General features: G+C 53.3%; 25 protein-coding genes. 17 read left to right on the plus strand and 8 right to left on the minus strand.

What is annotated here, in order from left to right; genetic code table 11:
- Nucleotides 1-5: 5 nt before the first annotated feature.
- Together LCD46_10880 and rimL are read left to right on the plus strand one after the other, a co-directional pair.
- The gene (locus LCD46_10880) at nucleotides 6-623 is read left to right on the plus strand and encodes a hypothetical protein (protein ID UOY72773.1); all 618 of its coding nucleotides are present in this window, start codon (nucleotides 6-8) and stop codon (nucleotides 621-623) included.
- 11 nt (nucleotides 624-634) lie between these two features.
- Nucleotides 635-1,174 (plus strand): 50S ribosomal protein L7/L12-serine acetyltransferase, encoded by a 540-nt coding sequence (rimL, locus tag LCD46_10885; protein ID UOY72774.1) that lies wholly within the window; start codon nucleotides 635-637, stop codon nucleotides 1,172-1,174.
- Here rimL and ydcK read toward each other — a convergent pair.
- Nucleotides 1,169-2,149 carry a YdcK family protein gene (ydcK, locus tag LCD46_10890; GenBank protein ID UOY72775.1) on the minus strand — a complete coding sequence of 327 codons (981 nt, stop codon included), beginning with the start codon at nucleotides 2,147-2,149 and terminating at the stop codon, nucleotides 1,169-1,171. The genes rimL and ydcK overlap by 6 nt on opposite strands.
- A gap of 135 nt (nucleotides 2,150-2,284) precedes the next feature.
- Between ydcK and tehB the strand changes: the two genes are divergently transcribed.
- On the plus strand, nucleotides 2,285-2,878 hold the full coding sequence (gene tehB / locus LCD46_10895; protein ID UOY72776.1) for a tellurite resistance methyltransferase TehB: 594 nt from the start codon (nucleotides 2,285-2,287) through the stop codon (nucleotides 2,876-2,878).
- Here the strand turns inward: tehB and pepT are convergent.
- Complete coding sequence (pepT, locus tag LCD46_10900; GenBank protein ID UOY72777.1) at nucleotides 2,875-4,104, minus strand: peptidase T; 1,230 nt, start codon at nucleotides 4,102-4,104, stop codon at nucleotides 2,875-2,877. The two genes, tehB and pepT, sit on opposite strands and share 4 nt — an antisense overlap.
- 111 nt (nucleotides 4,105-4,215) lie before the next feature.
- Here pepT and LCD46_10905 point away from each other — a divergent pair, with 111 nt between their 5' ends.
- Nucleotides 4,216-5,811 (plus strand): ABC transporter substrate-binding protein, encoded by a 1,596-nt coding sequence (locus tag LCD46_10905; GenBank protein ID UOY72778.1) that lies wholly within the window; start codon nucleotides 4,216-4,218, stop codon nucleotides 5,809-5,811.
- Nucleotides 5,812-5,946: 135 nt separating this feature from the next.
- Nucleotides 5,947-6,621: a DUF3313 domain-containing protein gene (locus LCD46_10910; GenBank protein ID UOY72779.1), complete on the plus strand. Its 675-nt coding sequence runs from the start codon at nucleotides 5,947-5,949 to the stop codon at nucleotides 6,619-6,621.
- 35 nt (nucleotides 6,622-6,656) lie between these two features.
- Here LCD46_10910 and LCD46_10915 read toward each other — a convergent pair whose 3' ends face one another.
- Entirely contained in the window at nucleotides 6,657-7,553 is an 897-nt protein-coding gene (locus tag LCD46_10915) for a DMT family transporter (GenBank protein UOY72780.1), read from the minus strand.
- Between the two features lie 173 nt (nucleotides 7,554-7,726).
- Here LCD46_10915 and LCD46_10920 point away from each other — a divergent pair, with 173 nt between their 5' ends.
- On the plus strand, nucleotides 7,727-8,599 hold the full coding sequence (locus LCD46_10920) for an AraC family transcriptional regulator (protein ID UOY72781.1): 873 nt from the start codon (nucleotides 7,727-7,729) through the stop codon (nucleotides 8,597-8,599).
- Here the strand turns inward: LCD46_10920 and LCD46_10925 are convergent.
- A complete protein-coding gene (locus LCD46_10925; protein ID UOY72782.1) occupies nucleotides 8,579-9,748 on the minus strand; it encodes a benzoate/H(+) symporter BenE family transporter in 1,170 nt (389 codons plus the stop codon). The genes LCD46_10920 and LCD46_10925 overlap by 21 nt on opposite strands.
- 92 nt (nucleotides 9,749-9,840) lie before the next feature.
- Between LCD46_10925 and LCD46_10930 the strand changes: the two genes are divergently transcribed.
- Together LCD46_10930 and LCD46_10935 are read left to right on the plus strand one after the other, a co-directional pair.
- Nucleotides 9,841-10,368, plus strand: a complete 528-nt coding sequence (locus tag LCD46_10930; protein UOY72783.1) for an XRE family transcriptional regulator — start codon at nucleotides 9,841-9,843, stop codon at nucleotides 10,366-10,368.
- 80 nt (nucleotides 10,369-10,448) lie between these two features.
- The gene (locus LCD46_10935) at nucleotides 10,449-12,413 is read left to right on the plus strand and encodes a U32 family peptidase (GenBank protein ID UOY72784.1); all 1,965 of its coding nucleotides are present in this window, start codon (nucleotides 10,449-10,451) and stop codon (nucleotides 12,411-12,413) included.
- Here LCD46_10935 and LCD46_10940 read toward each other — a convergent pair.
- Nucleotides 12,410-12,640 (minus strand): YncJ family protein, encoded by a 231-nt coding sequence (locus LCD46_10940; GenBank protein ID UOY72785.1) that lies wholly within the window; start codon nucleotides 12,638-12,640, stop codon nucleotides 12,410-12,412. The two genes, LCD46_10935 and LCD46_10940, sit on opposite strands and share 4 nt — an antisense overlap.
- Before the next feature lie 243 nt (nucleotides 12,641-12,883).
- Between LCD46_10940 and LCD46_10945 the strand changes: the two genes are divergently transcribed.
- Nucleotides 12,884-13,246 carry a hypothetical protein gene (locus LCD46_10945; GenBank protein ID UOY72786.1) on the plus strand — a complete coding sequence of 121 codons (363 nt, stop codon included), beginning with the start codon at nucleotides 12,884-12,886 and terminating at the stop codon, nucleotides 13,244-13,246.
- A gap of 170 nt (nucleotides 13,247-13,416) precedes the next feature.
- On the opposite strand, the gene LCD46_10950 is transcribed toward LCD46_10945, so the two are convergent.
- On the minus strand, nucleotides 13,417-13,953 hold the full coding sequence (locus LCD46_10950; protein ID UOY72787.1) for a dihydrofolate reductase family protein: 537 nt from the start codon (nucleotides 13,951-13,953) through the stop codon (nucleotides 13,417-13,419).
- Nucleotides 13,954-13,993: 40 nt separating this feature from the next.
- Nucleotides 13,994-15,001 carry a transcriptional regulator FtrA gene (gene ftrA / locus LCD46_10955; GenBank protein UOY72788.1) on the minus strand — a complete coding sequence of 336 codons (1,008 nt, stop codon included), beginning with the start codon at nucleotides 14,999-15,001 and terminating at the stop codon, nucleotides 13,994-13,996.
- Between the two features lie 73 nt (nucleotides 15,002-15,074).
- Here ftrA and LCD46_10960 point away from each other — a divergent pair, with 73 nt between their 5' ends.
- From LCD46_10960 to zinT, 8 genes are all read left to right on the plus strand, one after another.
- Entirely contained in the window at nucleotides 15,075-15,488 is a 414-nt protein-coding gene (locus tag LCD46_10960; GenBank protein UOY72789.1) for a rhodanese-like domain-containing protein, read from the plus strand.
- 156 nt (nucleotides 15,489-15,644) lie between these two features.
- Nucleotides 15,645-16,748, plus strand: a complete 1,104-nt coding sequence (locus LCD46_10965; protein UOY72790.1) for a cobalamin-independent methionine synthase II family protein — start codon at nucleotides 15,645-15,647, stop codon at nucleotides 16,746-16,748.
- Nucleotides 16,749-16,952: 204 nt separating this feature from the next.
- Nucleotides 16,953-18,224, plus strand: a complete 1,272-nt coding sequence (gene urtA, locus LCD46_10970) for an urea ABC transporter substrate-binding protein (protein UOY72791.1) — start codon at nucleotides 16,953-16,955, stop codon at nucleotides 18,222-18,224.
- A 24-nt stretch (nucleotides 18,225-18,248) separates the two neighbouring features.
- The gene (urtB, locus tag LCD46_10975) at nucleotides 18,249-19,823 is read left to right on the plus strand and encodes an urea ABC transporter permease subunit UrtB (GenBank protein ID UOY72792.1); all 1,575 of its coding nucleotides are present in this window, start codon (nucleotides 18,249-18,251) and stop codon (nucleotides 19,821-19,823) included.
- Entirely contained in the window at nucleotides 19,823-20,896 is a 1,074-nt protein-coding gene (gene urtC / locus LCD46_10980) for an urea ABC transporter permease subunit UrtC (GenBank protein ID UOY72793.1), read from the plus strand. The genes urtB and urtC overlap by 1 nt, the downstream gene beginning before the upstream one ends.
- Entirely contained in the window at nucleotides 20,896-21,693 is a 798-nt protein-coding gene (gene urtD / locus LCD46_10985; GenBank protein ID UOY72794.1) for an urea ABC transporter ATP-binding protein UrtD, read from the plus strand. The genes urtC and urtD overlap by 1 nt, the downstream gene beginning before the upstream one ends.
- A 9-nt stretch (nucleotides 21,694-21,702) precedes the next feature.
- Nucleotides 21,703-22,401 (plus strand): urea ABC transporter ATP-binding subunit UrtE, encoded by a 699-nt coding sequence (urtE, locus tag LCD46_10990; protein UOY72795.1) that lies wholly within the window; start codon nucleotides 21,703-21,705, stop codon nucleotides 22,399-22,401.
- 52 nt (nucleotides 22,402-22,453) lie between these two features.
- Nucleotides 22,454-23,095 (plus strand): metal-binding protein ZinT, encoded by a 642-nt coding sequence (zinT, locus tag LCD46_10995; GenBank protein ID UOY72941.1) that lies wholly within the window; start codon nucleotides 22,454-22,456, stop codon nucleotides 23,093-23,095.
- 46 nt (nucleotides 23,096-23,141) lie between these two features.
- Here the strand turns inward: zinT and ydeE are convergent, their stop codons facing one another.
- The gene (gene ydeE / locus LCD46_11000; protein ID UOY72796.1) at nucleotides 23,142-24,335 is read right to left on the minus strand and encodes an efflux MFS transporter YdeE; all 1,194 of its coding nucleotides are present in this window, start codon (nucleotides 24,333-24,335) and stop codon (nucleotides 23,142-23,144) included.
- Nucleotides 24,336-24,459: the final 124 nt, after the last annotated feature.

Genomic DNA, 24,459 nt, shown 5'->3' on the forward strand with positions numbered 1-24,459 from the left:
GAATCATGGCTTATAAAGATTTCTATCATCTAATGTTGGAGTATTTTTCCCACCCCGTCGAGCTGATCACTGGATCAAGGAATGTTCCTTTCACTCTCTACACTGAAGAGCAAAAGCTGTTTGTTCGAAATGGAAAAGATAATATTAGCCGTATCGATCCCAAAGAGGTTGCAGCATTTGTTGAGCGGTTTGAAGAAGCTGAAAGTTTGTTAGCGAAAGACTACCAGGATGTGACTTTCAAAGCCTCCTATCTTCTGGCTGCGATGAAATATATTACTGATCGTAATGCCTCCGTTGTGCGATTTCACAGTGAAGAACTCGATAACAGCGAAGTGCAATATAAAAACTGGCTGAATGCAAACCCTGAAGGCTATGTTTTAAATTTGCGTAAAAGAAGTGAAATAAGCGGTGAGATGGATCCTTCAAATTCAACTTTCCTGCATTCTGCCGGTTGCTCTTCAGTAAATAATGAACGTAGTTACACTCACTCTGAGCCATTCACGGGTAATGAATACTTTAAGATTTGCTCAGCAAATTTTTATGCGCTCGAGCAAGAAGCCATGAGAATAACAAAGCTTAGTATTGTGAAACGGCATTCTTGTTTAAAGAGTCACATTCGTTAATATGAGGTATTATGACATCTGAAATCATCCCTGTATCGCAACACATCGAACTGCGCGCCGTTGAAGAGCGCTACGCCGCCGAACTGCACAACCTCGTCGTCAAAAACAGAGCTTTTCTGCAAACCGCCTTTGACTGGGCGCAGCACGTGGGCAGCGAAGAAGATACCCGCCGTAACGTGCAGAGTAACCAGATGCTGCACCAGCGCGGCTACGCCAAAATGTTTTTGATCTTTAAGGATGATGGGCTGGTCGGCGTGCTGTCGTTTAACACGATTGAACCGGCCAACAAAGCCGGGTACATCGGCTACTGGCTGGATGAAGCGCATCAAGGGCAGGGGATCCTCTCTCAGTCATTGCAGGCGTTTACGCGTTACTACGCTGAACGCGGTGAAATCCGTCGTTTTGTGATTAAGTGTCGGGTCGCGAATCAGCACAGCAACAATGTTGCCCTGCGCAACGGTTTTACGCTGGAAGGTTGCCTGCGGGAAGCGGAATTCCTCAATGGTCATTTCGACGATGTGAACATCTACGGCAAGATTTATACGCTATAGCGCGCCCAGCAGGGGCGTGCGGGTAATGCGCTGGTTGCCATTAATGACCTTTTCGCCGCGCAGATGAATATTCTCACCGGCAAACGCTTCAATCACCGCATCGTCGGTGATTTCAACCCGGTGCTCAATCAGCACATCGCCGCTGATCCTCGCCCGTCCCTGAATCACGACTTTATCATCCAGCATGATCGGCCCACCGCGTAGCCATGCCTGTCCCCCAATCAGAACGTGGTGTTTAATGATGCAGTTTCCTTCTACCACCGCATCCTCCGCGACCTGAGAGCTGTAGCGCACCGTCGGAATGGCATCGTCGTCAAAACCGGCAATCACGCGGGCATTGCCATAGATCTTTGCGCAGTCGCACACCCAGACGTTATTGAGATCGTTGCCTTGAAGGATTGCGTTGTCGAATATTTCGGCGCGGTGCTCAATAAAGGCATCATTCACCATCGCATCGCCGTAGATTTGCGCCTGATGCACAATGCGTGACTGGCTGACCGTCGCGTTATCGTAGATTTGCAGGATCTGTTCATGGTCCGGCGTCAGGCCTTTGGCGGCAATAACGACGCTGTTGTGAAGCACGCGGGCATTGCCATAAATATGACATTCACCCCGAACACAGGAGTGCTGAATGGTGACGTTGTCACTTATTCGTGCTCCATGACTGACTTCGGCCTCGTCCAGCCAGCTATTGTCGCCGATATGCGCTTCGTGGCTGATGATGCAAGGCAGGGTAAGCCGCGCGTTGCCGGATACGGTGGCACCGGCGAACACCACGCTGTTTTCGTCGTAGATCCAACAGTCACCGTCTTGTGCGAGGGCGCGCTCATCGTCAATCCATCCACCTTTCGTACCTATCGTCACGTCGTTAAACTCCGCCGTGGCGATAATCTGCCGTAATGTGGTCGAGTGGGTTGTTTCGCCATTTTTCCATTGCCAAAGGCGTGTATCGTCGCTCAGGCGATATTTGTTCATCTTGATCTCTCTGATAACCGTCTTAACTAAACGTAGCAAATATTTCGGTTTTCGAACGGTTGGCAACCAGACGGTAAACGCCTTAAAATGGCATTCAAAATGCACTTTAAATTTATGCAGGATCAGGAAAAAATAATGACCGTCGATGAGAATTACTTCACAGAGAAATATGGCTTAACCCGAACGCATTCCGAGGTGCTGTTCAGTGCAGAAAGAGTTAAACCGGGTAAAACGCTGGATCTGGGCTGTGGAAATGGCCGTAACAGTCTCTACCTTGCTGCTAACGGTCACGAGGTGACGGCCTGGGATAAAAACCCGATGAGCATTGATAATATCGAGCGCATCAAGGCGGAAGAAGGGATCGACAACCTCCACACGGCGATAAAAGATCTCAACACCCTGAGTTTCGACGGTGAATACGATTTTATTTTGTCCACCGTCGTGCTGATGTTCCTGGATGCAAAAACCATCCCCGGTCTTATCGCCAATATGCAGCGCTGCACTACACCAGGCGGCCACAACCTGATTGTCGCCGCCATGGATACGACTGATTATCCGTGTACCGTCGGCTTCCCGTTTGCGTTTAGAACGGGCGAACTGAGCAACTACTATGAAGGCTGGGAGTTGCTCAAATACAACGAAGACGTTGGTGAACTGCACCGCACCGATGAAAACGGCAATCGCATTAAGCTGCGCTTTGCCACCATGCTGGCGCGTAAACCCACTTAACGGGCGGCCAGCAGGCAGAGTTGCAGGGCTGTCTGGTAAGAGGCCTCGAACGACGACAGCGGCAGAAATTCAAACTTCGAGTGGAAGTTATGCGCGCCGGTGAAGAAGTTTGGCGTAAGTAGCCCTTTTGCCGAGAGTGCCGCACCGTCTGTGCCGCCGCGCATCGGCGTCGGTTTCGGCGTGATGCCGAGCGATTCCATCGCTTCAAACATCAGGTCGATGGCGCGCCTGTCTTCACCAATCGCATTGCTGATATTGCTGTAGGTATCTTCAATGCGATAGTCCACGTTGGCCGTTGGATGTTGGGCGGCTATCAGCGCGGCAACGTCGGCAATCTGCTGCTTGCGGGCGGCAAAGCTGTCCTTGTCAAAATCGCGGATATTCGCTTTGAGGATGGCCTCGTTTTGCCCCGCCTGAATACCGTTAAACCAGATATAGCCCTCACGACCTTCGGTACACTCGGGCGTTTGCTGGCGGTCAAAATGGTTGATGTAATCGGTCGCCATCAGCAGGGGGTTCACCAGCACGCCTTTGGCGGACATGGGGTGTGCCGTTACGCCGGTAAAGCGGATTTCCGCGGCTGCCGCATTAAAATTCTCGTAGACAATTTCACCCAGCTCGCAGCAGTCAATGGTCCAGGCAAAATCAACATCGAAGCGTTTCAGATCGAGCGCCTTCGCGCCGCACAGGCCGATTTCTTCATCCGGGACAAATGCGACCACAATGTCGCCGTGTTGATGCTCCGCGGTCAGGTTTTCCAGCACGGTCATGACTACGGTAACGGCTGATTTATTGTCTGCGCCCAAAACGCTGGTTCCGTCACTGAAAATAATCTCCTCATCCGGATAGGCCAGAATTTCCGGATGCTCTTTTACGCGTAACCAAATGTCTTTGTCTTTATTCAGGCAGAGGTCTTCACCTGTAAATGTTAATATCTGCGGATGAATATCCGGTGATAATCCCACGTCGACGGTATCAATATGGGTAATAAAACCAATACGCGGCGCACCGGCTACGTTACCTTTTTTCACCGCGGTCACCGTGGCGAATTCATCAATCACAATGTCGTCTAACCCCAGCTGTGCCAGCTCCTGAGCAAGCTCCCGCGCCATGTTGTGTTGGCCTGGCGTAGAGGGCAGAGTTTTTACTCTGGCATCGCTCTGGCTGGTGATGGAGAGATAGCGAAAAAAGCGGTGCGTTAATTGTCTGGAAAGTGGCGAGCCCATAGTGATTTATTCCTTATTTATTTTTCAGGTGTTTGCCACTTCACTTTAATGTTATTTATGAAATGGCAAAAGAATTAATTAGCCGTCGAATTAAAAAGACAGGAATAAATGATGAAAAGCAAACTCACAATCTTAACGCTTGCTCTTGCGGCGCTCACCGTCAGTTCCACTGTCGCTGCGAAAACGCTCGTGTATTGTTCCGAAGGATCGCCGGAAAACTTTAATCCTCAGTTATACACGTCGGGCACCAGCGTGGATGCCAGTGCTGTACCTGTTTATAACCGGCTGGTCGATTTCAAACCTGGCACCACGGAGCTGGTACCCAGTCTGGCAGAGAGCTGGGAGGTGAGCGACGACGGTAAAGTCTATACCTTCCATCTGCGCAAGGGGGTGAAATTCCAGAGCAATAAATTGTTCACACCGACCCGGGACTTTAACGCCGATGACGTCATCTTCTCGTTTATGCGGCAGAAAGATGTGAATCATCCTTACCATAACGTCTCTAACGGCAGCTATTCCAATTTCGAAAGTCTGGAGTTTGGCAGTCTGATAACCGCCATTGATAAAGTCGATGATCACACCGTGCGCTTTACGCTGGCACACCCGGAGGCGCCGTTTGTCGCGGATCTGGCATGGTATTTTGCCTCGATCCTCTCTGCGGAGTATGCCGACGCGATGCTGAAAGCGGGGACACCAGAGAAGGTGGATATGGAGCCGATTGGCACCGGGCCGTTTAAGCTCACACAGTATCAGAAGGACTCCCGCATCCTTTTCACCGCGTTTGCAGACTACTGGCAGGGTAAATCGAAACTCGATCGGCTGGTGTTTACCATCACGCCGGATGCTTCAGTACGTTTTGCCAAAATCGAAAAGAACGAATGTCAGGTGATGCCGTTCCCGAACCCAGCCGATCTGCCGCGTATGAAGGCGAACAAAGACATCAACCTGATGAGCAAGGCAGGGCTGAACACTGGTTTTCTGGCGTTTAACACCCAAAAGCCACCGCTGGATAACGTGAAGGTTCGCCAGGCGCTGGCCATCGCCATCAACAAATCAGCCATTATTGACGCGGTGTTCCATGGCACGGGGACCGCCGCGAAGAACCTGCTGCCGCCAGGGGTATGGAGCGCCGACAGTGAACTTAAGGATTACGATTACGATCCGGAAAAGGCAAAAGCGCTGCTGAAGGAAGCAGGTTTTGCAAACGGGGTGAACATTGATTTGTGGGCAATGCCGGTGCAGCGTCCGTACAACCCGAATGCGAAACGTATGGCCGAAATGATTCAGGCCGACTGGGCGAAAGTGGGCGTACAAACTCACATTGTCACCTATGAATGGGGTGAATACCTCAAGCGCGTGAAGGGCGGGGAGCATCAGGCTGCGCTGATGGGTTGGACGACCGCAACGGGCGATCCGGACAACTTCTTTGGTCCGCTATTTACCTGCACCTCTGCAAATGGCGGTTCGAACTCGGCGAAGTGGTGCTATAAGCCGTTTGATAAAATTATTGCGGAGGCAAAATCAATAACCGACCACGATAAACGTGTGGCGCTGTATAAAGAGGCTCAGCAGATGATGCATGACCAGATGCCAGCGGTGATGATTGCGCATTCAACCATTTTCGAACCGGTGCGCAAAGAGGTGACGGGTTATGAAATTGACCCGTTTGGTAAACATCTGTTCTGGCAACTGGATATACATCAGTAATTTTTCACTGCCCGGCACGCATCCGGGCAGTCTTTTTGCAATTTGTGCTCCCGACATCATTTTTTGTCACAACAAACCCTCCAGTCCTTTGCTATAACTTCAAATGCATACTTGCAGATAACATGGAAAACCATCATGCGTACTCAAACTTTTTTAAAAGTTGCAGTGCTTACTGGTCTGTTGGCTTTGGCGGGCTGTTCATCAAAAGTGGCCGCTCCCGAACAATACTCAGGCTTTTTAAAAGACTATTCTGGTTTAAAGGAAACAACTTCTGCAACGGGTAAACCGACCTTACGTTGGGTTGATCCGTCATATAACGAAGCTAATTATGACAATATTGTCTGGAACCCGATTACTTATTATCCGGCTCCAAAACCAACCACGCAGATTGGTCAAAAAACACTGGATGAGCTGCTGAGTTATACCAACAACAAAATGAAAACCTCGATTGGTCAGCGTAAACCGATCGTTACCACACCAGGGCCGCGTAGCCTGATCTTCCGTGGTGCGATTACCGGTGTAACCTCTAAGCAAGAAGGTTTGCAGTTCTATGAAGTGGTGCCAGTGGCACTGGTTGTTGCAGGTACGCAAATGGCGACCGGTCACCGCACAATGGATACCCACCTTTACTTTGAAGGTGAGTTGATTGATGCAAAAACCGGTAAACCTGTTATTAAAGTGGTTCGTAAAGGCGAAGGTAAAGAGCTGACGAACAAAAATACCCCAATGGGCTTTGCAACCCTGAAACAGGTTGTTGATGACATGGCGACCGATGCCACCATGTTTGACGTGAAAAAGACCATGAAATAACCAGGAAAGGCCTGCATTGCGCAGGCCTTATTTATTTACGCTGTTCGTAAGCGCCTGATCCAGGTTTCGGGTTTAGTAAACATCACCATATTCCCTCCCAGAATCAGCAACAATCCGACGATACCGTTAATATGCCACACGTAACCTTCATAAACCGTTGAGATGGAGAGGGCGACCAGCGGGAAGAGCAGCGTACTGTAGGCCGCTTTGCCTGGGCCGATACGCCCTACCAACGTAAAGTAAGCACCGAAAGCAATCACCGAACCAAACAAAGCCAGATAGAGCAGCGCGCCAATGTAGCTCACCGTCCATTCCGGGGTGAAACTGTCGCCTCTGAAAAGGGCAATGCAGCCCATCACCAGTGTGCCATACAGCATCGCCCAGGCGTTGGTAGTCATGGTTTCAAGGCCTTTGCGCTGATGGCGCATGCTGATCATATTGCCCAGCGAGAAACCGTAGGTACCGAGTGCGGAGAGACCAATACCCATCAGGAGTGACGCGCTCCAGCCACTGGCCAGAAGATCGTCCCAGAAGAGGGTGATAATGCCAATCAACCCCAGAGCCGCAGCGGTCCAGAACCGCGCTGGTGGGCGTTGGCCGAAGAAAATAAAGCTGTTGATGGCGTTATAGAGCACCGCCATTGAGAAAATCACCGATTCCAGCCCGGTGTTGATGTGCGAGGCCGCGGTATAAAAACACCAGAAGTTAAAGCAAAAAACGCAGCATCCCTGAAGTATGCAAAACAGATGATCCCGCAGCGCCAGTTTGCGTAGTCTACGCAGGGCGAGTAACACCACCATCATCGTGAGGCTGGCAACCGCGAAGCGCCAGAAAATGGATACGGGGGCCGCCACGGAACCCTGCTGCAGGAAAATCGCGATCCAGGTGGTTCCCCAGATAATTACCACCAGTCCGTATAATAATGCGTTCATACTTTTCTCTTCTCAAACCACGGAAGTGGGCAGTATGGCGCGCTGAGCCGCAAGGGGCTTGCACTGCCTTGCGGTAGACTTGCAAATTCTTGCGCTTTTTTCTTTTATGGGGACTGGCAACCGGCGGCAACAATTCTTAGACTAATATTCTGATCAATAACACGCTAACGGTTATGTCTCACGCTTACGATACCTTTGAAACGCTGCGCCAACAGAATGCAGTCCTGCGGGAAACCGTCTCGCTGAACTCGGGTATTCAGCTGGCAGCGTGGTACAACAAGCACGATACGATAACGGTAAAAAGCAATCATCATACCCTTAGCCTGTACGTGGCTGACGGTTACGAAAGTTATCAAAAAACGCCGGGCGGCTGGAAAAATGGCGGTGGTCCGGATCGTTTCTGTTTGATGCCCAAAGAGAGCGAATCAACGTGGGATATCCGGGATGACCTGTCGTTTGTGCATCTCTACTGCACCGATGAACATCTGCGCGACGTGGGAGAAAAAATCTGGGACAAGCGGCCACTTTCGCTGACCCTGGACGAGCATATTTTCGGCAGTGACCCGAAGATAACCGCGTTGTACCGTCAGTTTTTACTTGGCTGCGACTGGCAGCAGCACGCTAACCAGCTCACCCTGAGCACGGCCTCTACGCTGCTGTTAACCCATCTGCTGCAAAACTACTCGAACGTTCAGTGGAAGCTGCCTGTCGTCACGGGCGGGTTATCCCCGTTCGTGTTGCGTAACGTGCTGGCCTTTATCGAAGAGAACCTGGGGCAGCCCCTGATGCTGGCAGAACTGGCTGCACAGGCCTCTCTCAGCGAATACCATTTTGCCCGCATGTTCCGCCAGTCGACGGGCCTGGCGCCGCATCAGTACGTGATGCAGCGCAGAATGGAAAAGGCGAAAGCGCTGGTACAACACACGGCGACGCCGCTGACGGACATCGCGCTTGCCTGTGGATTTAACTCCGCCAGCCACTTCAGTAACCGCTTTCGCAGCGTGACGGGAATGACGCCTTCTCAGCTACGCGCGGCGAGTGCGTGATAACAGGGCATAGCACACACCGCCCAGAACCAGTCCCCAGAATGCCGAACCAATGCCCAGGAGCGTCACACCGCTCGCGGTCATCAGGAATGTGACTATCGCTGCGTCACGTTCCGCTTCGTGATTCAGCGCCTGATACAGACTTCCGCTGATGGTGCCGAGTAACGCCAGACCCGCCAGCGTCTGGATCCAACTGAGCGGTAGCGCCGTCATGATTGCAGTAATAGAACCACCGAAAATACCGGCTAACAGATAAAATCCCCCGGCCGCGATGGCTGCCAGCCAGCGTTTACCTGCATCCGGGTGCGCATCCGGGCTCTGACAAATGGCGGCGGTAATCGCCGCGATACAGATGGAAAAGACGCCAAAGGGCGAAAACAGCAGTGCCAGCCCGCCCGTAAAGATGATGAGCGGCGAAACCGCCAGCGGGTAGCCGGAGGCTTTCATCGTGGCGAATCCCGGGGCATTTTGAGAGGCCATGGTCACCAGGAAGAAAGGGATACCCACGCTCACCAGGCTGGTGAAGGTGAAGGATGGCGCAATAAACTCCGGCATAACAAGGGAAAGGGTGAATTTATCCGTGACAACGTCACCACTTACCCAGGCCACGATGCCGCCTGCCAGAAGCGTAACCACAATGGCATAGCGGGGGGCCAGCGCTTTTGCCATTAGCCACGCGGCAATCATGCTGCCGCACAGCAGAAAGTGCCCCTCCAGATGGGCAAACGCATGCAGCCCAAACTGCAAAAGCACCCCTGCCAGCATGGCAGCGGCAAGCGAATGGGGGATCAACTTCATCAACCTGGCGAATAACCCGGTGATGCCGCAGAGTAAAATGATCGCATTGGCAAAGATGAATACGCCGATCGTTTCAGCCAGCGTGACACCGTGCAGGCTGGTCGCGAGCAGCGCTGCACCGGGTGTTGACCAGGCGGTGAGTACCGGCGCTTTATACCACCATGAAAGCGCCAGCGTGCTGACTCCCATCCCAATCCCGAGTGCCGTCATCCAGCCCGCAATCTGTTGCGCATTTGCGCCGGCTGCCGCTGCGGCTTGCCAGATGATGGCAGCAGAACTGGCGTAGCCGACCAGGACGGCGACAAAACCCGCCAGAACGGCTGGAACAAGGTGTGTTGAAGAAGCGCGCATGAAAACTCCGCTGTGCGTTATAACGTCCGGGGTAAGGTAGCACTGTGCGCTATAGCGTACAAGTGGTATGCTGATCATGACCAGGAGGGCACATGGACATCACACAACATCTTGCAACCACACTGAAAACACTGCGCCAGGATCGCGGCTGGAGTTTGTCGAAGCTGGCAGAAGATACGGGGGTTTCAAAAGCGATGCTCGGGCAAATCGAGCGCAATGAATCCAGCCCGACGGTATCAACACTGTGGAAAATCGCCACCGGGCTGAACGTACCGTTTTCCACCTTTATCACCCCAGAGGCGGACAAGCAGGCTGTTTTTGACCCGCAGCAGCAGGCCATGGTGGTAAAACCGCTGTTCCCGTGGGATGAGACGCTGAAGTTTGATCATTTCTCCATTACTCTGGCACCCGGCGCGCTAAGCGAGTCAACGCCCCATGAAACGGGGGTGATTGAGCATGTGGTGGTGATAAGCGGCGAGCTGGAGATGCAACTGGAGGGTGAGTGGCAGACAATTCCTGCCGATTCAGGCATCCGTTTTGCCGGGGACAAACCGCACGCGTACCGTAACAGCAGCGACCGGACGGTGCATTTTCACTCCCTAATCCATTATCCCCGCTGACGCTACGCAAAACTGTTTCGCTGTCGCATACTTCTGACTACAATAGCCGCCATTTTGACCATAACGGATAACGACGAAGTATGCGCCTGCAATCCCATCATCTTGAACTTTTAAGCCCGGCCCGCGACGCCGCCATTGCCCGTGAAGCGATCCTTCACGGTGCAGATGCCGTCTACATTGGCGGTCCTGGCTTTGGTGCCCGCCATAACGCCAGCAACAGTCTGCAGGATATTGCTGAACTGGTACCGTTCGCCCACCGTTTCGGGGCGAAAGTGTTCGTGACCCTGAACACCATTCTTCATGATGATGAGCTGGAACCTGCGCAACGTCTGATCACCGATCTCTACCAGACCGGGGTCGATGCCCTGATCGTTCAGGATATGGGCGTTCTTGAGCTGGATATCCCACCTATTGAACTGCACGCCAGCACCCAGTGCGATATCCGCACCGTTGAGAAAGCCAAATTCCTCTCCGACGTCGGTTTTTCGCAGATCGTTCTGGCGCGTGAACTGAACCTGAACCAGATCCGTGATATCCACCAGGCGACAGACGCGACGATTGAGTTCTTTATCCACGGCGCGTTGTGCGTGGCTTATTCCGGCCAGTGCAATATTTCTCACGCCCAGACCGGGCGCAGCGCTAACCGCGGCGATTGCTCTCAGGCTTGTCGCCTGCCGTATACCCTGAAAGACGATCAGGGTCGCGTCGTGGCGTTTGAAAAGCACCTGCTTTCCATGAAGGATAACGATCAGACCGCCAACCTCGGCGCGCTGATTGATGCAGGCGTGCGCTCCTTCAAGATTGAAGGGCGGTATAAAGATATGAGCTACGTGAAGAACATCACCGCGCACTATCGCCAGATGCTGGATGCCATTATTGAAGATCGTGGTGACCTGGCACGCGCGTCAGCCGGTCGTACCGAACATTTCTTTATTCCGTCGACCGATAAAACCTTCCATCGTGGCAGTACCGACTATTTCGTGAACGCCCGTAAAGGTGACATCGGCGCGTTTGATTCGCCGAAATTTATCGGCTTGCCGGTCGGTGAAGTTCTGAAAGTGGCGAAGGATCATCTGGACGTGGAGGTCACGGAGCCGCTGGCGAACGGCGATGGCCTGAACGTGATGATTAAGCGTGAAGTCGTAGGCTTCCGTGCCAATACGGTTGAAAAAACCGGAGAAAATCGCTATCGCGTGTGGCCGAATGAAATGCCTGCCGATCTCTACAAAGCGCGACCGAACGCGGCGCTAAACCGTAACCTGGATCATAACTGGCAGCAGGCGCTGCTGAAAACCTCCAGCGAGCGTCGCATCGCGGTGGATATTGAACTGGGAGGCTGGGAAGAGCAGCTGATTTTGACCATGACCTGCGAAGATGGCATCAGCGTGACGCATACGCTTGATGGCCAATTTGAGGTCGCCAACAATGCGGAAAAAGCGCTAAACAACCTGAAAGAAGGTGTGGCGAAGCTGGGGCAGACGATTTACTACGCGCGTAATATTGAGGTGAATCTGTCGGACGCACTGTTCGTGCCGAACAGCCTGCTTAACCAGTTCCGTCGGGAAACCTCGGAGATGCTGGATGCGGCTCGTCTGGCTCACTATCCGCGCGGTAGCCGTAAAGCTGAAGCTGTTCCAGCGCCCGTTTACCCGGATACGCATTTGTCGTTCCTGGCTAACGTCTACAACCATAAAGCACGTGAATTTTATCATCGTCACGGCGTGCAGCTGATCGACGCGGCCTATGAAGCACATGAAGAGAAGGGGGATGTGCCGGTGATGATCACCAAGCACTGTCTCCGTTTTGCGTTTAACCTGTGTCCTAAGCAGGCGAAAGGGAACATCAAGAGCTGGAAGGCCACACCTATGCAACTGGTGAATGGTGACGAAGTGCTTACCCTGAAATTTGACTGCCGTCCTTGCGAAATGCATGTAATTGGTAAGATGAAAAACCATATTTTCAAAATGCCAGCGCCGGGGAGTGTCGTAGCCTCAGTAAGCCCGGACGAACTTATGAAAACCCTGCCTAAACGCAAAGGTAATTAACGAAAGTGTGTATCCGGTTTGCGCGATTTTTGCCACAGGTGGTGTTCGCGCAAACCTTCCGCTGATTCTTCTGCTTCACTTCGCAACTCATCGCTGTCAGCTTCATGCCGAAGCTGATGCCCAACATTTTTTACCCATAAATACTCATGACCTTTGTGCCCGGCCATCAGCTGGCCTGAAAACAGAGCGCAAATCAGCATTATGAGTGTTAACCCTTTTTTTATCATGTGTTCACCGCGAAATGACAGAGCAGGAATATCATGCCTGTTATTTCATGGTGTTATTATTCAAAAGTTCAAATTATCGCAAAGAGAATGTCAAATATTGTCGGAATGAAAGACGGCCAGGAAACATCTTAAAAATCATCTGATATATTGCAAACCGCCATTTTTGGTACATAACTGGACAGTTACTTTAAAGATTATTCCTATATAATAGCGAGTCTATGGCTAAGGAATGGGTCCTGATTAATGAAAAAAATGATAACGTTTGGGATTGTAGCGGCTGCTGTTGTGGCTGCTGCTGGGTTTCACTACGCTGGTGACAACGAACCGGAATATATTAAGTCCGCACAAACACGTGTTGGTTCATATTTAACCAGCGATTATGGCCGTGTTGCCTGCAATAGCACCAAAGTGAACGATCAACATTGGGAATTAGACTGCACCAATCAGTTGCGGGGAAAAACATTTCAGTTTGCCGTGTATCCTTCTGATAAAGCGCCTTATAGCGTCGCGCGTTCGTTTTATCTGGAAGCAATGAATGATGACGCAAAATTGAGCGCTGAACAGGGGCTGATGCGTTATTTGCAAATCAATATCAAAGCGGGTTAATAGGGCTGTTTACCTCTCGTTAAGATAAAAGGTGTTAGGTTGTAATGGATCCGCTGCCCGGCCATGGAGTGTCGGGACGTAGAGCATAAAATACAAATCTATCCATGCAAGCATTTACCGCCAGATAATGGCGGTTTTTTTTTACATGTCGTCATGATGTTTGCCGCGGTTTATGATTTCAGCCGATAGTGCGACTGCACCAGACCTGAAGGGAAGCTGTGGCTTGATACCAGTGTCAAATCAATATCCTGGTGCAGGCTTCCGAACAAAGACTTTCCTGAACCAAGCAGAACAGGGACGGTCGTGATAACCATATCCGCGACCAGCCCTTCACGCAGGAACGACTGTATCACCTGTCCGCCATCGAGATAGACGCGATGGACGTTCTGCGCCGCCAGGTCATCGAGCACCTCTGTTGGTGTGCGATGAGAGAACTGTACTTTGCCCTTCAGGGCCTCCGGCACGGGAGTATTCGCCAGCTGTCGGGAGAGTACCAGCACGGGCCGGTCATAAGGCCATGTGTCAAAGGACAATACCTTCTCATAGCTCCCTCGTCCCATTACGATCCACTCTTTGTCCGCGATGAACGCTTCATAGCCATGATCTTCTGTCGGGTCATCGCGCTGCAAAAGCCAGTCGATATCGTCATTCTCTCGGGCGATATAGCCATCAAGACTGACCGCGATAAAAACGTGTGTGGTGATCATCAGGTGCTCCGTATTTCAACACAACCAAAAGAGTGATGCCTCAGCGGGCAGTACCTGAACCTGAAAATTGCTTGCGATACTGTGCCGGGGAAAGTGCAAACTGCTGGCGAAAATGATGGCGCAACGTCGATGCCTGACCAAATCCAGTTTGTTCTGCAATACTGTCGATACTTAAACGGCTGCTTTCAAGATAATCTTTTGCCCGCATCAGGCGTTCATTGATCAACCAACGCGCTGGGGTCATTCCTGTCGCTGCCTCGAAGCGACGAAGGAAAGTACGCTGGCTCATGCCCACCCGACGCGCCAGCGAATCGACGCTATGAGGCTCGACAAGATGATTGTGCAGGAAATCAAAAAGCTGGCCCAGGCGCTGGCTTTCCCGCAACTGCGCGACCGGGCGACTCAGCTGTTGCGGTTGTGAGCCATCCCTGTGAGGGGGAATGACCAGCCGACGCGCAACGCTATTGGCCGTTTCCATTCCATAATCCCGTCGTACAACGTGCAGGCAAAGATCAATTCCTGCCGCACTGCCTGCGGAGGTAAGAATATCTCCCTCATCCTGATAGAGCACATCCTCGACCACCTGGATGTCAGGGTAACGGGCTTTAAGCGCGTCAAGATAGCGCCAGTGCGTCGTGGCTTTACGTCCGTTCAGCAACCCCGATGCCGCCAGCACAAAGACCCCCGAACAGATGGACAGCAACTGGCAGCCTCGCGCGCTGGCCTGGCGTAATGCCTCACAAAGTGTGTCCGGGACTGGTGAATCCAGGCCTCTCCAGCCAGGAATCACGATCAGATCGGCAGATTCAAGCAGGCTTAAATCGCCGTCGGTTATTATACGGATCCCACCGGTTGCCCGAAGTTCACCGCTATCAATACCCGCCACCGCAAAACGATACCATTCGTCCCCCAGTTCAGGACGCGGCAGACCAAAGATCTCCACCGCCACGCCAAACTCAAAGGTACACAGACCGTCATACGCCAGTACAACCACCAGCGGCCGCGTTATCTGTCTTAAGTTTGTCATCTTTTTGCTGTTCTCTGGCATACGCGCGGGCATTCACGGGCTGAATTTGTGGATAGAGTAGTGTTAACACAAACGCCAAAGATGAGGAAGTATCATGAGTTATGTTACTGAATTTCCGGCTGCGGAACCGCAGGAAGCTGTCACCCATTTTCTACGCCGCCTGAGCGTCGAAACCGACTGTGCTGATGTGCATCATGCCATCGTCAACCAGGAGCAAGATTTTGTGCTGCTGCACGTAGTGGGGAGTCCGGAGCAGTTTGCACGCCGTCATGTGCCTGGTGCTTTGCACCTGCCGCGTAGCCAGATTACTCCTGAGCGCATGGCGCAATGGCCTGAAGGCACGCTTTTCGTTGTCTACTGCGCAGGGCCGCACTGTAACGGTGCGGACAGAGCGGCGCTCAAGCTGGCACGTCTCGGGCTGCCGGTCAAAATCATGCTCGGGGGGATCACCGGCTGGGAAGATGAAAAGTTCGCCTTTGCCAGCAGCGAAACCGCTACCGCGCTGTGAAGATGAATTTTATTCAACACCCGTGAAATTTTCTCGTTTGCCGGAATATGACAGATATGACATCTTTTTTGGACATTTAGACATCCAGAAGTCCAAGTGTTCAAATAATGAATTATCACTTCTGGCAATTATCGCCGGCAGACTGAGGAGAATTCCATGCAACGACAACACGCCCCGTATCGCGCCGATGTAGTAGGCAGTTTTTTACGTCCGGACACCATCAAACAGGCCCGCCTGAAATTTGCCAGCGGCGAAATTGATGCCGGAGAACTTCGCGCGGTGGAGGATGAGGCGATCCGCCATGTTGTCGAGCAGCAGTGCGCATGTGGGCTCCATGTGGTCACCGACGGCGAGTTTCGCCGCGCCTGGTGGCATTTCGATTTCTTCGACGGTCTGCAGGGCGTTGAGCGTTACGATTCACAGCAGGGTATTCAATTTAACGGGGTACAAACCAAAGCCCATGGCGTGCGCGTCATCGGCAAGCTGGGCTTTGGCGAGCATCCGATGCTGGAAGATTTTCGTTATCTGAAAAGCATCAGCGGCAACGCTCAGCCGAAGATGACCATTCCCAGCCCGAGCGTGCTCCATTTCCGCGGAGGCCGTAAAGACATTGATGCGACGGTTTACCCGGATCTGAATGACTATTTTAACGACCTGGCGACCACCTGGCGTGATGCCATCCGCGCATTCTACGATGCAGGCTGCCGTTATCTGCAGCTGGATGACACCGTCTGGGCGTATCTCTGTTCTGACGATCAGCGCCGTCAGATCCGCGAACGCGGCGATGATGCCGATGAACTGGCGCGTATCTATGCCCGCGTGCTAAACAAGGCGCTGGAAGGGAAACCGGACGATCTGACCATCGGGCTGCACGTCTGTCGCGGGAATTTCCGTTCAACCTGGATTTCCGAAGGCGGCTACGAGCCGGTGGCGGAAGTGCTGTTTGGCACGGTCAACGTTGATGCCTTCTTCCTTGAGTATGACAACGACCGCAGCGGGGATTTTGCACCCCTGCGCTTTGTTCGCCCGGGCAAGCAGCAGGTGGTGCTGGGCCTTATCACCACTAAAAACGGCGAACTTGAAAACCCGGAAGGGGTAAAGGCACGTCTGGAGGAGGCGGCAAAATACGTGGCGAAAGCGCAAATTTGCCTCAGCCCACAGTGTGGTTTTGCCTCCACGGAAGAGGGCAACACGCTAAGTGAAAACCAGCAGTGGGATAAAGTGCGTCTGGTGACGCAGATCGCCAGCGAAGTCTGGTAAACCCTTCGTTCCCGGCGCTGCATTATAAAAGTGCAGCGCTGTGCCATTCTGAGTCGTTCTCTTTACATCCTGCTTTCACTTTCCCTGCAATCGCGCTTTTTCCATTCTGGCATCCTTTTTGCTCCTGCTTAGCTGGCACATTTTTTTCCGCGTCCACGCCGTAACGGACGTCTTCGCACAGCGTTCTTTTTCAGGAGTGAAAATATGCACCGTCGTACCTTATTGAAAGCCTTCGCGTTGTCAGCTTCTGTTGTTGCTATGGGAATGAGTTTTGGCGTGCAAGCGGCCGATACCATCAAAGTGGGCATCATGCATTCTTTGTCCGGCACGATGGCTATCTCCGAGACCCCGCTGAAAGATGTTGCGCTGATGACGATCGATGAGATCAACGCCAAAGGGGGCGTACTGGGTAAAAAGCTGGAACCGGTAGTGGTTGACCCGGCGTCGAACTGGCCGCTGTTTGCTGAGAAAGCTCGCCAGCTGTTAAGCCAGGATAAAGTCGCGGTCGTGTTCGGTTGCTGGACATCGGTGTCGCGTAAATCGGTTCTGCCGGTGTTTGAAGAACTGAACGGCCTGCTGTTCTATCCGGTGCAATATGAAGGCGAGGAGATGTCACCGAACGTCTTCTATACCGGCGCGGCACCGAACCAGCAGGCGATCCCGGCGGTGGAATACCTGATGAGTGAAGACGGCGGTGGGGCAAAACGCTTCTTCCTGTTAGGTACCGATTACGTTTACCCCCGTACGACCAACAAGATCCTGCGTGCCTTCCTGCATTCGAAAGGTGTCGAGGATAAGGATATCGAAGAGGTTTACACCCCGTTTGGTCACAGCGACTACCAGACTATTGTTGCCAACATTAAGAAATTCTCCGCAGGCGGTAAAACCGCCGTGGTATCGACCATCAACGGAGACTCCAACGTACCGTTCTACAAAGAGCTGGCCAATCAGGGTCTGAAAGCGACCGACGTGCCGGTAGTGGCATTCTCCGTGGGTGAAGAAGAGCTGCGCGGGATCGACACCAAACCGCTGGTCGGCAACCTGGCTGCGTGGAACTACTTTGAGTCTGTGGATAACCCGACCAACCAGGCGTTCGTGGCGGATTACAAAGCCTATGCAAAAGCGCACAAGCTGCCGAATGCCGACACCGTGGTCACGAATGACCCGATGGAAGCCACCTACGTGGGCATCCATATGTGGGCACAGGCGGTGGAAAAAGCCGGTTCTACCGATGTAGATAAAGTGCGCGCGGCGATGGCAGGCCAGTCATTTAAAGCCCCTTCAGGTTTTACGCTCACCATGGATGCCACCAACCATCACCTGCATAAGCCGGTCATGATCGGTGAAATTGAAGGGAACGGTCAGTTTAACGTGGTGTGGCAGACTGAACAGCCGGTACGTGCCCAGCCGTGGAGCCCGTTCATTGCCGGGAATGACAAAAAGTCCGATCAGCCGATGAAAACCGCCAGCAACTGAGCCATTACAGCAGGGAGATAATCCATGAGCGTCATGCGCACGATCGTCGCTATTGTGTGGCTTGCCGGTCTGCTGCCAGGGATGGCGCAGGCATCGGATGCCGATCGTTTTGTTGCCGCCAGTCGCAGCCAGCAGGCTGACCTGTTGACGCAGTGGGCCGCAGCGCCGGATGCCGCAAGGTTGCCGCTGCTTCAGGCACTGCAAGATGAAAACCTCTACACCGACAGCCAAAAGCACGCGTTTGTGCAACGTAATGGCGACATCAAGCCGCTGGGGGAAACCAAAACTGCAGAGGGGCCAACCAAAGCCGTGCGTCTGACCAACCGGCTGCGGGTGCTTGCCGCAACAGCCATTGCTACACATCAGGTTGTGAGTGACAGTGTCACTGAAAGACGTGCTGCGGCTCGCCAGCTTCAGCGTGACGCTCAGCCCGGCATGCTCGGTTTCCTGCAAACGCGGGTTGTGAGTGAAACCGATGATGTGGCGCGCCAGGCGCTGCTGCTTGCAGTGGCGAATCTTCAGCTTGCAAGTCCGCAGGCAGAGGTGCGCCGCAAGGCAGTCGAGCTGTTAGGTCAGTCCGACGATCCGGATGTGCAGTCAAAGCTAACACCGTTTGCGCAGGTACAGACAGAGCCTGATGCTGGCGTTCGCGCTGCCGCAGAAGAGAGCCTTAGCCAGATTAAGCATCGCCTGATGTGGGGCGATCTGCTGGGACAGGCGTTTATGGGACTCTCTCTGGGATCGGTGCTGCTGCTGGCCGCGCTGGGTCTTGCTATCACCTACGGTTTGCTGGGGGTAATCAATATGGCCCACGGTGAGATGCTAATGCTCGGGGCGTACGCTACATGGATGGTGCAGCAGGTGATGGCCGGGCTTGCTCCCCAGTGGCTGGCGCTCTATCCGATTATCGCGTTGCCGGTGGCGTTCTGCCTGACGGCGGGCATCGGGATGGTGCTGGAGCGTACCGTGATCCGTCACCTGTACGGTCGTCCGCTGGAAACGCTGCTGGCAACCTGGGGCATCAGCCTGATGCTCATCCAGCTGGTGCGCATGACCTTTGGCGCACAGAATCTGGAGGTGGCAAACCCGGCATGGTTGTCTGGCGGCGTGCAGGTCTTTGCTAACCTGACGTTGCCGTGGAACCGCATAGTGGTGCTGGGATTCGTGCTGCTGGTGCTGTTCTTCACCCGGCTGATTCTGAATAAAACCCGTCTGGGGCTTAACGTGCGTGCGGTGACACAAAACCGCAGCATGGCTGCCTGTTGTGGGGTGCCGACGGGGCGTGTCGATATGCTGGCGTTCGGGCTTGGCTCAGGCATTGCCGGGTTAGGCGGCGTGGCGTTATCTCAGCTTGGGAACGTCGGGCCAGAGCTGGGTCAGGGCTATATCATCGACTCTTTCCTCGTGGTCGTTCTCGGTGGCGTAGGCCAGCTGGCAGGCAGCGTGGCCGCAGCCTTTGGTCTTGGGATCTTTAATAAAATCCTTGAGCCGCAGATGGGGGCGGTACTGGGCAAGATTCTGATTCTGGTGGCGATCATTCTGTTTATTCAGAAACGACCGCAGGGGTTGTTTGCACTGAAAGGGAGGGTTATTGACTGATGAGCCAGCCACTCACCTTAACGCTGGCGCGTAAAGCGCCACGAACCATTCAGATTGTCGGCAGCCTGCTGGTGGCGTGTCTGCTGATATTGCCGTTTTTTGCCTTACTCCCTGCTACGCATCCGCTGGCGTTATCAACCTGGATGCTGACGCTTATCGGTAAGATCCTCTGCTACGCCATCGTTGCGGTGGCGCTGGATCTGGTGTGGGGCTATGCCGGAATGTTGTCCCTTGGGCACGGTATTTTCTTCGCGCTGGGTGGCTATGCGATGGGCATGTACCTGATGCGCCAGGCCGCAGGTGACGGTTTGCCCGCGTTTATGTCGTTTCTCTCCTGGACCGAAATGCCGTGGTTCTGGTGGGGAACCCAGTACTTTGCCTGGACGCTGGTACTGATTGTCATGGTGCCTGGCCTGCTGGCGCTGGTGTTTGGCTGGTTTGCCTTCCGCTCGAAGATCAAAGGGGTCTACTTCTCAATTATGACCCAGGCGCTGACCTATGCGGGGATGTTGCTGTTCTTTCGCAACGAAACCGGTTTTGGCGGTAATAACGGCTTTACCGGTTTCACCACGTTGCTGGGGTTTTCGGTGACGGAAACGACCACGCGTATTGCGCTGTTTCTGGCGACCGTATTGTTGCTGCTCCTGGCGTTAGGCACCGGATTTGCACTGGCGAAGAGCAAGTTTGGCCGTATTTTGACTGCCGTACGGGATGCCGAAAACCGCCTGACGTTTTGCGGGTACGATCCTCGCGGGTTCAAGCTGCTGGTGTGGACACTTTCTGCAGTGCTGTGTGGCCTTGCAGGGGCACTCTACGTTCCGCAGGTGGGCATTATCAACCCAGGAGAGATGTCGCCGACAAACTCGATAGAAGCGGCAATCTGGGTAGCGCTGGGCGGACGTGGCACGTTGGTGGGGCCGGTGATAGGCGCTGCGCTGGTGAATGGGGCAAAGAGTGTTTTCACGGTCGCGATGCCGGAATACTGGCAACTGTTTCTCGGGATGATTTTTATCGCCGTGACCCTGTTTTTACCACGCGGCGTTTACGGTCTGTTTCGTAAGGGAGAGAAGTAATGCAGCCAGCTGAAGGATTATTCACCCGCCAGTTACCTGGCGATCGCTACCGTGAGCAGACTGACCCTGTGCTGCAACTGGAAAAGATCAACGTTAACTTTGATGGATTTCAGGCATTGACGGATCTCACATTGAACATCGGCGTGGGCGAGTTGCGCTGCGTGATTGGTCCCAATGGTGCAGGTAAAACCACGCTGATGGATGTCATCACTGGCAAAACACGGCCGAAAAGCGGCAAAGCGATTTATGACCAGTCTATTGACCTGACGCTGCTTGAGCCCGCCGCCATTGCCCGTCAGGGGATTGGCCGAAAATTCCAGAAACCGACGGTATTTGAAGCGCTAACGGTGTGGGAAAACCTTGAGATTGCCATGAAAACCGATAAATCCGTGTGGGCGAGCCTGCGGGCAAAACTCAACGGTAAACAACGCGACCGGATTGATGAAATGCTGGTTTTGCTGCGGCTGAGTAGTGAACGTGACCGCCTGGCCGGGCTACTTTCGCACGGGCAAAAACAGTTCCTCGAGATCGGCATGCTGTTGGTCCAGGATCCGCATCTGTTGTTGCTGGATGAGCCGGCGGCCGGGATGACCGATGCGGAAACCGAATATACCGCTGAGTTGTTCAAAACGCTGGCGGGCAAGCATTCTCTGATGGTGGTGGAGCACGATATGGGCTTTGTAGAAACCATTGCCGATCACGTGACGGTACTGCACCAGGGGCGCGTGCTGGCGGAGGGATCGCTTCGCGAGGTGCAGGCCAATGAGCAGGTGATTGAAGTCTATCTGGGACGCTAAGGAGCGGTGATGTTACAGGTTAACGAACTGAATCAATATTATGGCGGCAGCCATATTCTGCGCGGCGTGAGCTTTGAAGCCATCACTGGCGAAGTCACCTGCCTGCTGGGGCGTAACGGCGTCGGGAAAACTACGCTGCTGAAGTGCCTTATGGGTCTGATCCCGGCGAAAACCGGGGAGGTGATTTGGCAGGGCAAAAAAATCACCTATAGCAAGCCGCACCAGCGGGTGCAGTCTGGCGTGGCGTATGTCCCGCAGGGGCGTGAAATTTTCCCTCGCTTAACCGTTGAAGAAAATTTGCTGCTTGGCCTGTCGCGGTTTTCTGCCCGCGATGCAAAGCATGTTCCGGAAGAGATCTGGCAGTTGTTCCCGGTGCTTAAAGAGATGAAACAGCGTCGCGGGGGCGATCTCTCCGGAGGACAACAGCAACAGCTGGCGATTGGTCGAGCGCTCGCAAGCCGCCCGCAATTGTTGATCCTCGATGAACCCACCGAAGGTATACAGCCGTCTGTCATAAAAGAGATAGGTCAGGTGATCCGCACCCTGGCGGATCGGGGCGATATGGCGATCCTGCTGGTCGAGCAGTTTTATGATTTTGCCGCCGGGCTGGCTGACAGCTATCTGCTGATGTCGCGCGGCACTATCATTCAGCGCGGACGAGGTGAAAACATGGAGCAGGAGGGCGTTCGCGGCCTGGTTGCGATTTGAAATGTTATAATATAACATTCGCATTCTTATCAAACGGAATGAGGATGTTATGTTGGCTGCACATATTGGAAAATTTGCCATGACTCTGGGGGCGCTGCTGGTCAGCGGCCAGCTGTTTGCTCACTCGCACGGACATCAGATGACCGAAGCGGAACAGAAGGCGGCGAACGGCGTGTTTGAGGATAAAGACGTGAAGGACAGAGCGCTGTCTGACTGGGACGGTACCTGGCAGTCGGTCTATCCGTTCCTGCTCGATGGTTCGCTGGATCCGGTCTTTAGGCAGAAAGCGCAGAAGGATAAAAGCAAATCCTTTGATGAGGTGAAAGCCTACTACCGCACGGGATATGCGACGGACGTGGATGCCATCGGCATCGAAAATAACGTTATGGAATTTCACAAAGGTAAAGAGGTTAGCCGCTGTCATTATGATTACAGCGGCTACAAAATCCTGACCTATACATCCGGCAAAAAAGGGGTTCGCTATCTGTTTGAATGCAAAGATGCCAGCAGTCAGGCACCGAAGTTTGTCCAGTTCAGCGACCATATCATCGCGCCGAAAGCGTCTTCGCATTTCCACATTTTTATGGGTAATACCTCTCATGAGGCGCTGCTGAAAGAGATGGATAACTGGCCGACCTATTATCCGAATGAAATGTACAAAGAGCAGGTGGTGGAGGAGATGTTACACCATTGATGCTTTACGGCCGGGTAGCGGCAACGCCTTACCCGGCCTACACGTGCTACGCTACATTGGGTGACTCGCACCATGCCTTCACGCTCATCCCGCGCAAGATCATCAGCCAGGCAATCACAATGGCGACCATCATAATCACAAATAACGACCAGTGCGGCAGGTTGGTCAGGATAATACCGGTGATCATCGGGTTTGCCGCTGCGCCCAGCCAGCCCAGCGCCTGCGCGGAGAAGTAGCTTGCTTTCATTCCTGGTGGAGCGATATTGTCGATCAACATGTATTCACCCGGTGCATAGATGATTTCGCCGAGCGTAAAGATGGCGGCAGCAATACCCCAGTAAATCAGGTTTTCTCCGGAGAGCATGAAGCCGCCCAGTCCCATAATAAAAAACAGGGTCGCGAGGGTCATCAGCGGGCGAATATTGCTGGCAGAGATCTTGCGGCCCAGCGCATATTGCAGCGTCACCACCACGGCGGCGTTGACGGGCAATACCACAGCGACCACTTTTTCAGCGAAATCACTGTCTGCATGCGCGGCCAGAACATATTGCGAAATACAGCTCGCGAACGACCCGCCCACGTAGGACGCCAGCAGGCCAGAGAGCGTGTACCAGAACAGCGCGCGGTCTTTCAGCAATACTGACGGCTGCCAGGGCATTTTCTCCTCGGTGGTATCCAGTGCGACGCTTTTTTGCACGAAGAAATGGATAAATCCGAGCGGCAGTGCGGCACAGAAGGCGGCCAGCCAGAACGGCAGCTGCAGGCTGTACATCACCAGCAGGGTGCCAATGGGCGGCCCGATCGTCCAGCCAATATTCAGGAAGCTGTAGTTCAGCGAGAAGACACGCGCTTTCTGACTTGCGGTGAGCACGTCGGAGAACCAGGCCTTCAGCACCGTCGAAAAGACGGAATAGGCGCAGTTGATCAGCGCAAAGAACAGCACCACCAGCGTGACGTTATCGACCAACGGGATCGCGACAAATCCGGCAATAAAAGCCACGATCGCGATCAGCATGTAGCGTTTTTTATCAAACTTATCGGCAAGAATGCCAAACCCCAGGCTGAACACCACGCCAATAGTCAGCGCAATCGTCAGGGCATAACCAATATTCTCGACGCTCATGCTATAGACGCGCGTGAGATAAATGGTCATAAACGGCAGCGTTGCCCCCCGACCGATTGTTAACAACAATGACGATGCCAGCAGCGCTGCGGTTGAGCGCCTGAGAGATGGTTTCATATTCCTGCCCGACAATTGCTTATGCTTTTTATGTTGTGTTCTAAAAGGAGTATCACGACATAAGGGGCTTGTATAGCACCCAATTTATCCGTAAGTGCTTCGCCTGACTGCCAGAATTAATGAT

The sequence above is a fragment of the Enterobacter ludwigii genome (genome assembly GCA_023023105.1).
GTDB classification, from domain to species: Bacteria; Pseudomonadota; Gammaproteobacteria; order Enterobacterales; family Enterobacteriaceae; genus Enterobacter; species Enterobacter adelaidei.

Bases quoted from the DNA above. Each gene is read 5' to 3' on its own strand.
- LCD46_10880 (UOY72773.1), top strand. From the start codon at position 6: ATGGCTTATAAAGATTTCTATCATCTAATGTTGGAGTATTTTTCCCAC.
- rimL (UOY72774.1), top strand. From the start codon at position 635: ATGACATCTGAAATCATCCCTGTATCGCAACACATCGAACTGCGCGCC.
- ydcK (UOY72775.1), bottom strand. From the start codon at position 2,149: ATGAACAAATATCGCCTGAGCGACGATACACGCCTTTGGCAATGGAAA.
- tehB (UOY72776.1), top strand. From the start codon at position 2,285: ATGACCGTCGATGAGAATTACTTCACAGAGAAATATGGCTTAACCCGA.
- pepT (UOY72777.1), bottom strand. From the start codon at position 4,104: ATGGGCTCGCCACTTTCCAGACAATTAACGCACCGCTTTTTTCGCTAT.
- LCD46_10905 (UOY72778.1), top strand. From the start codon at position 4,216: ATGAAAAGCAAACTCACAATCTTAACGCTTGCTCTTGCGGCGCTCACC.
- LCD46_10910 (UOY72779.1), top strand. From the start codon at position 5,947: ATGCGTACTCAAACTTTTTTAAAAGTTGCAGTGCTTACTGGTCTGTTG.
- LCD46_10915 (UOY72780.1), bottom strand. From the start codon at position 7,553: ATGAACGCATTATTATACGGACTGGTGGTAATTATCTGGGGAACCACC.
- LCD46_10920 (UOY72781.1), top strand. From the start codon at position 7,727: ATGTCTCACGCTTACGATACCTTTGAAACGCTGCGCCAACAGAATGCA.
- LCD46_10925 (UOY72782.1), bottom strand. From the start codon at position 9,748: ATGCGCGCTTCTTCAACACACCTTGTTCCAGCCGTTCTGGCGGGTTTT.
- LCD46_10930 (UOY72783.1), top strand. From the start codon at position 9,841: ATGGACATCACACAACATCTTGCAACCACACTGAAAACACTGCGCCAG.
- LCD46_10935 (UOY72784.1), top strand. From the start codon at position 10,449: ATGCGCCTGCAATCCCATCATCTTGAACTTTTAAGCCCGGCCCGCGAC.
- LCD46_10940 (UOY72785.1), bottom strand. From the start codon at position 12,640: ATGATAAAAAAAGGGTTAACACTCATAATGCTGATTTGCGCTCTGTTT.
- LCD46_10945 (UOY72786.1), top strand. From the start codon at position 12,884: ATGAAAAAAATGATAACGTTTGGGATTGTAGCGGCTGCTGTTGTGGCT.
- LCD46_10950 (UOY72787.1), bottom strand. From the start codon at position 13,953: ATGATCACCACACACGTTTTTATCGCGGTCAGTCTTGATGGCTATATC.
- ftrA (UOY72788.1), bottom strand. From the start codon at position 15,001: ATGCCAGAGAACAGCAAAAAGATGACAAACTTAAGACAGATAACGCGG.
- LCD46_10960 (UOY72789.1), top strand. From the start codon at position 15,075: ATGAGTTATGTTACTGAATTTCCGGCTGCGGAACCGCAGGAAGCTGTC.
- LCD46_10965 (UOY72790.1), top strand. From the start codon at position 15,645: ATGCAACGACAACACGCCCCGTATCGCGCCGATGTAGTAGGCAGTTTT.
- urtA (UOY72791.1), top strand. From the start codon at position 16,953: ATGCACCGTCGTACCTTATTGAAAGCCTTCGCGTTGTCAGCTTCTGTT.
- urtB (UOY72792.1), top strand. From the start codon at position 18,249: ATGAGCGTCATGCGCACGATCGTCGCTATTGTGTGGCTTGCCGGTCTG.
- urtC (UOY72793.1), top strand. From the start codon at position 19,823: ATGAGCCAGCCACTCACCTTAACGCTGGCGCGTAAAGCGCCACGAACC.
- urtD (UOY72794.1), top strand. From the start codon at position 20,896: ATGCAGCCAGCTGAAGGATTATTCACCCGCCAGTTACCTGGCGATCGC.
- urtE (UOY72795.1), top strand. From the start codon at position 21,703: ATGTTACAGGTTAACGAACTGAATCAATATTATGGCGGCAGCCATATT.
- ydeE (UOY72796.1), bottom strand. From the start codon at position 24,335: ATGAAACCATCTCTCAGGCGCTCAACCGCAGCGCTGCTGGCATCGTCA.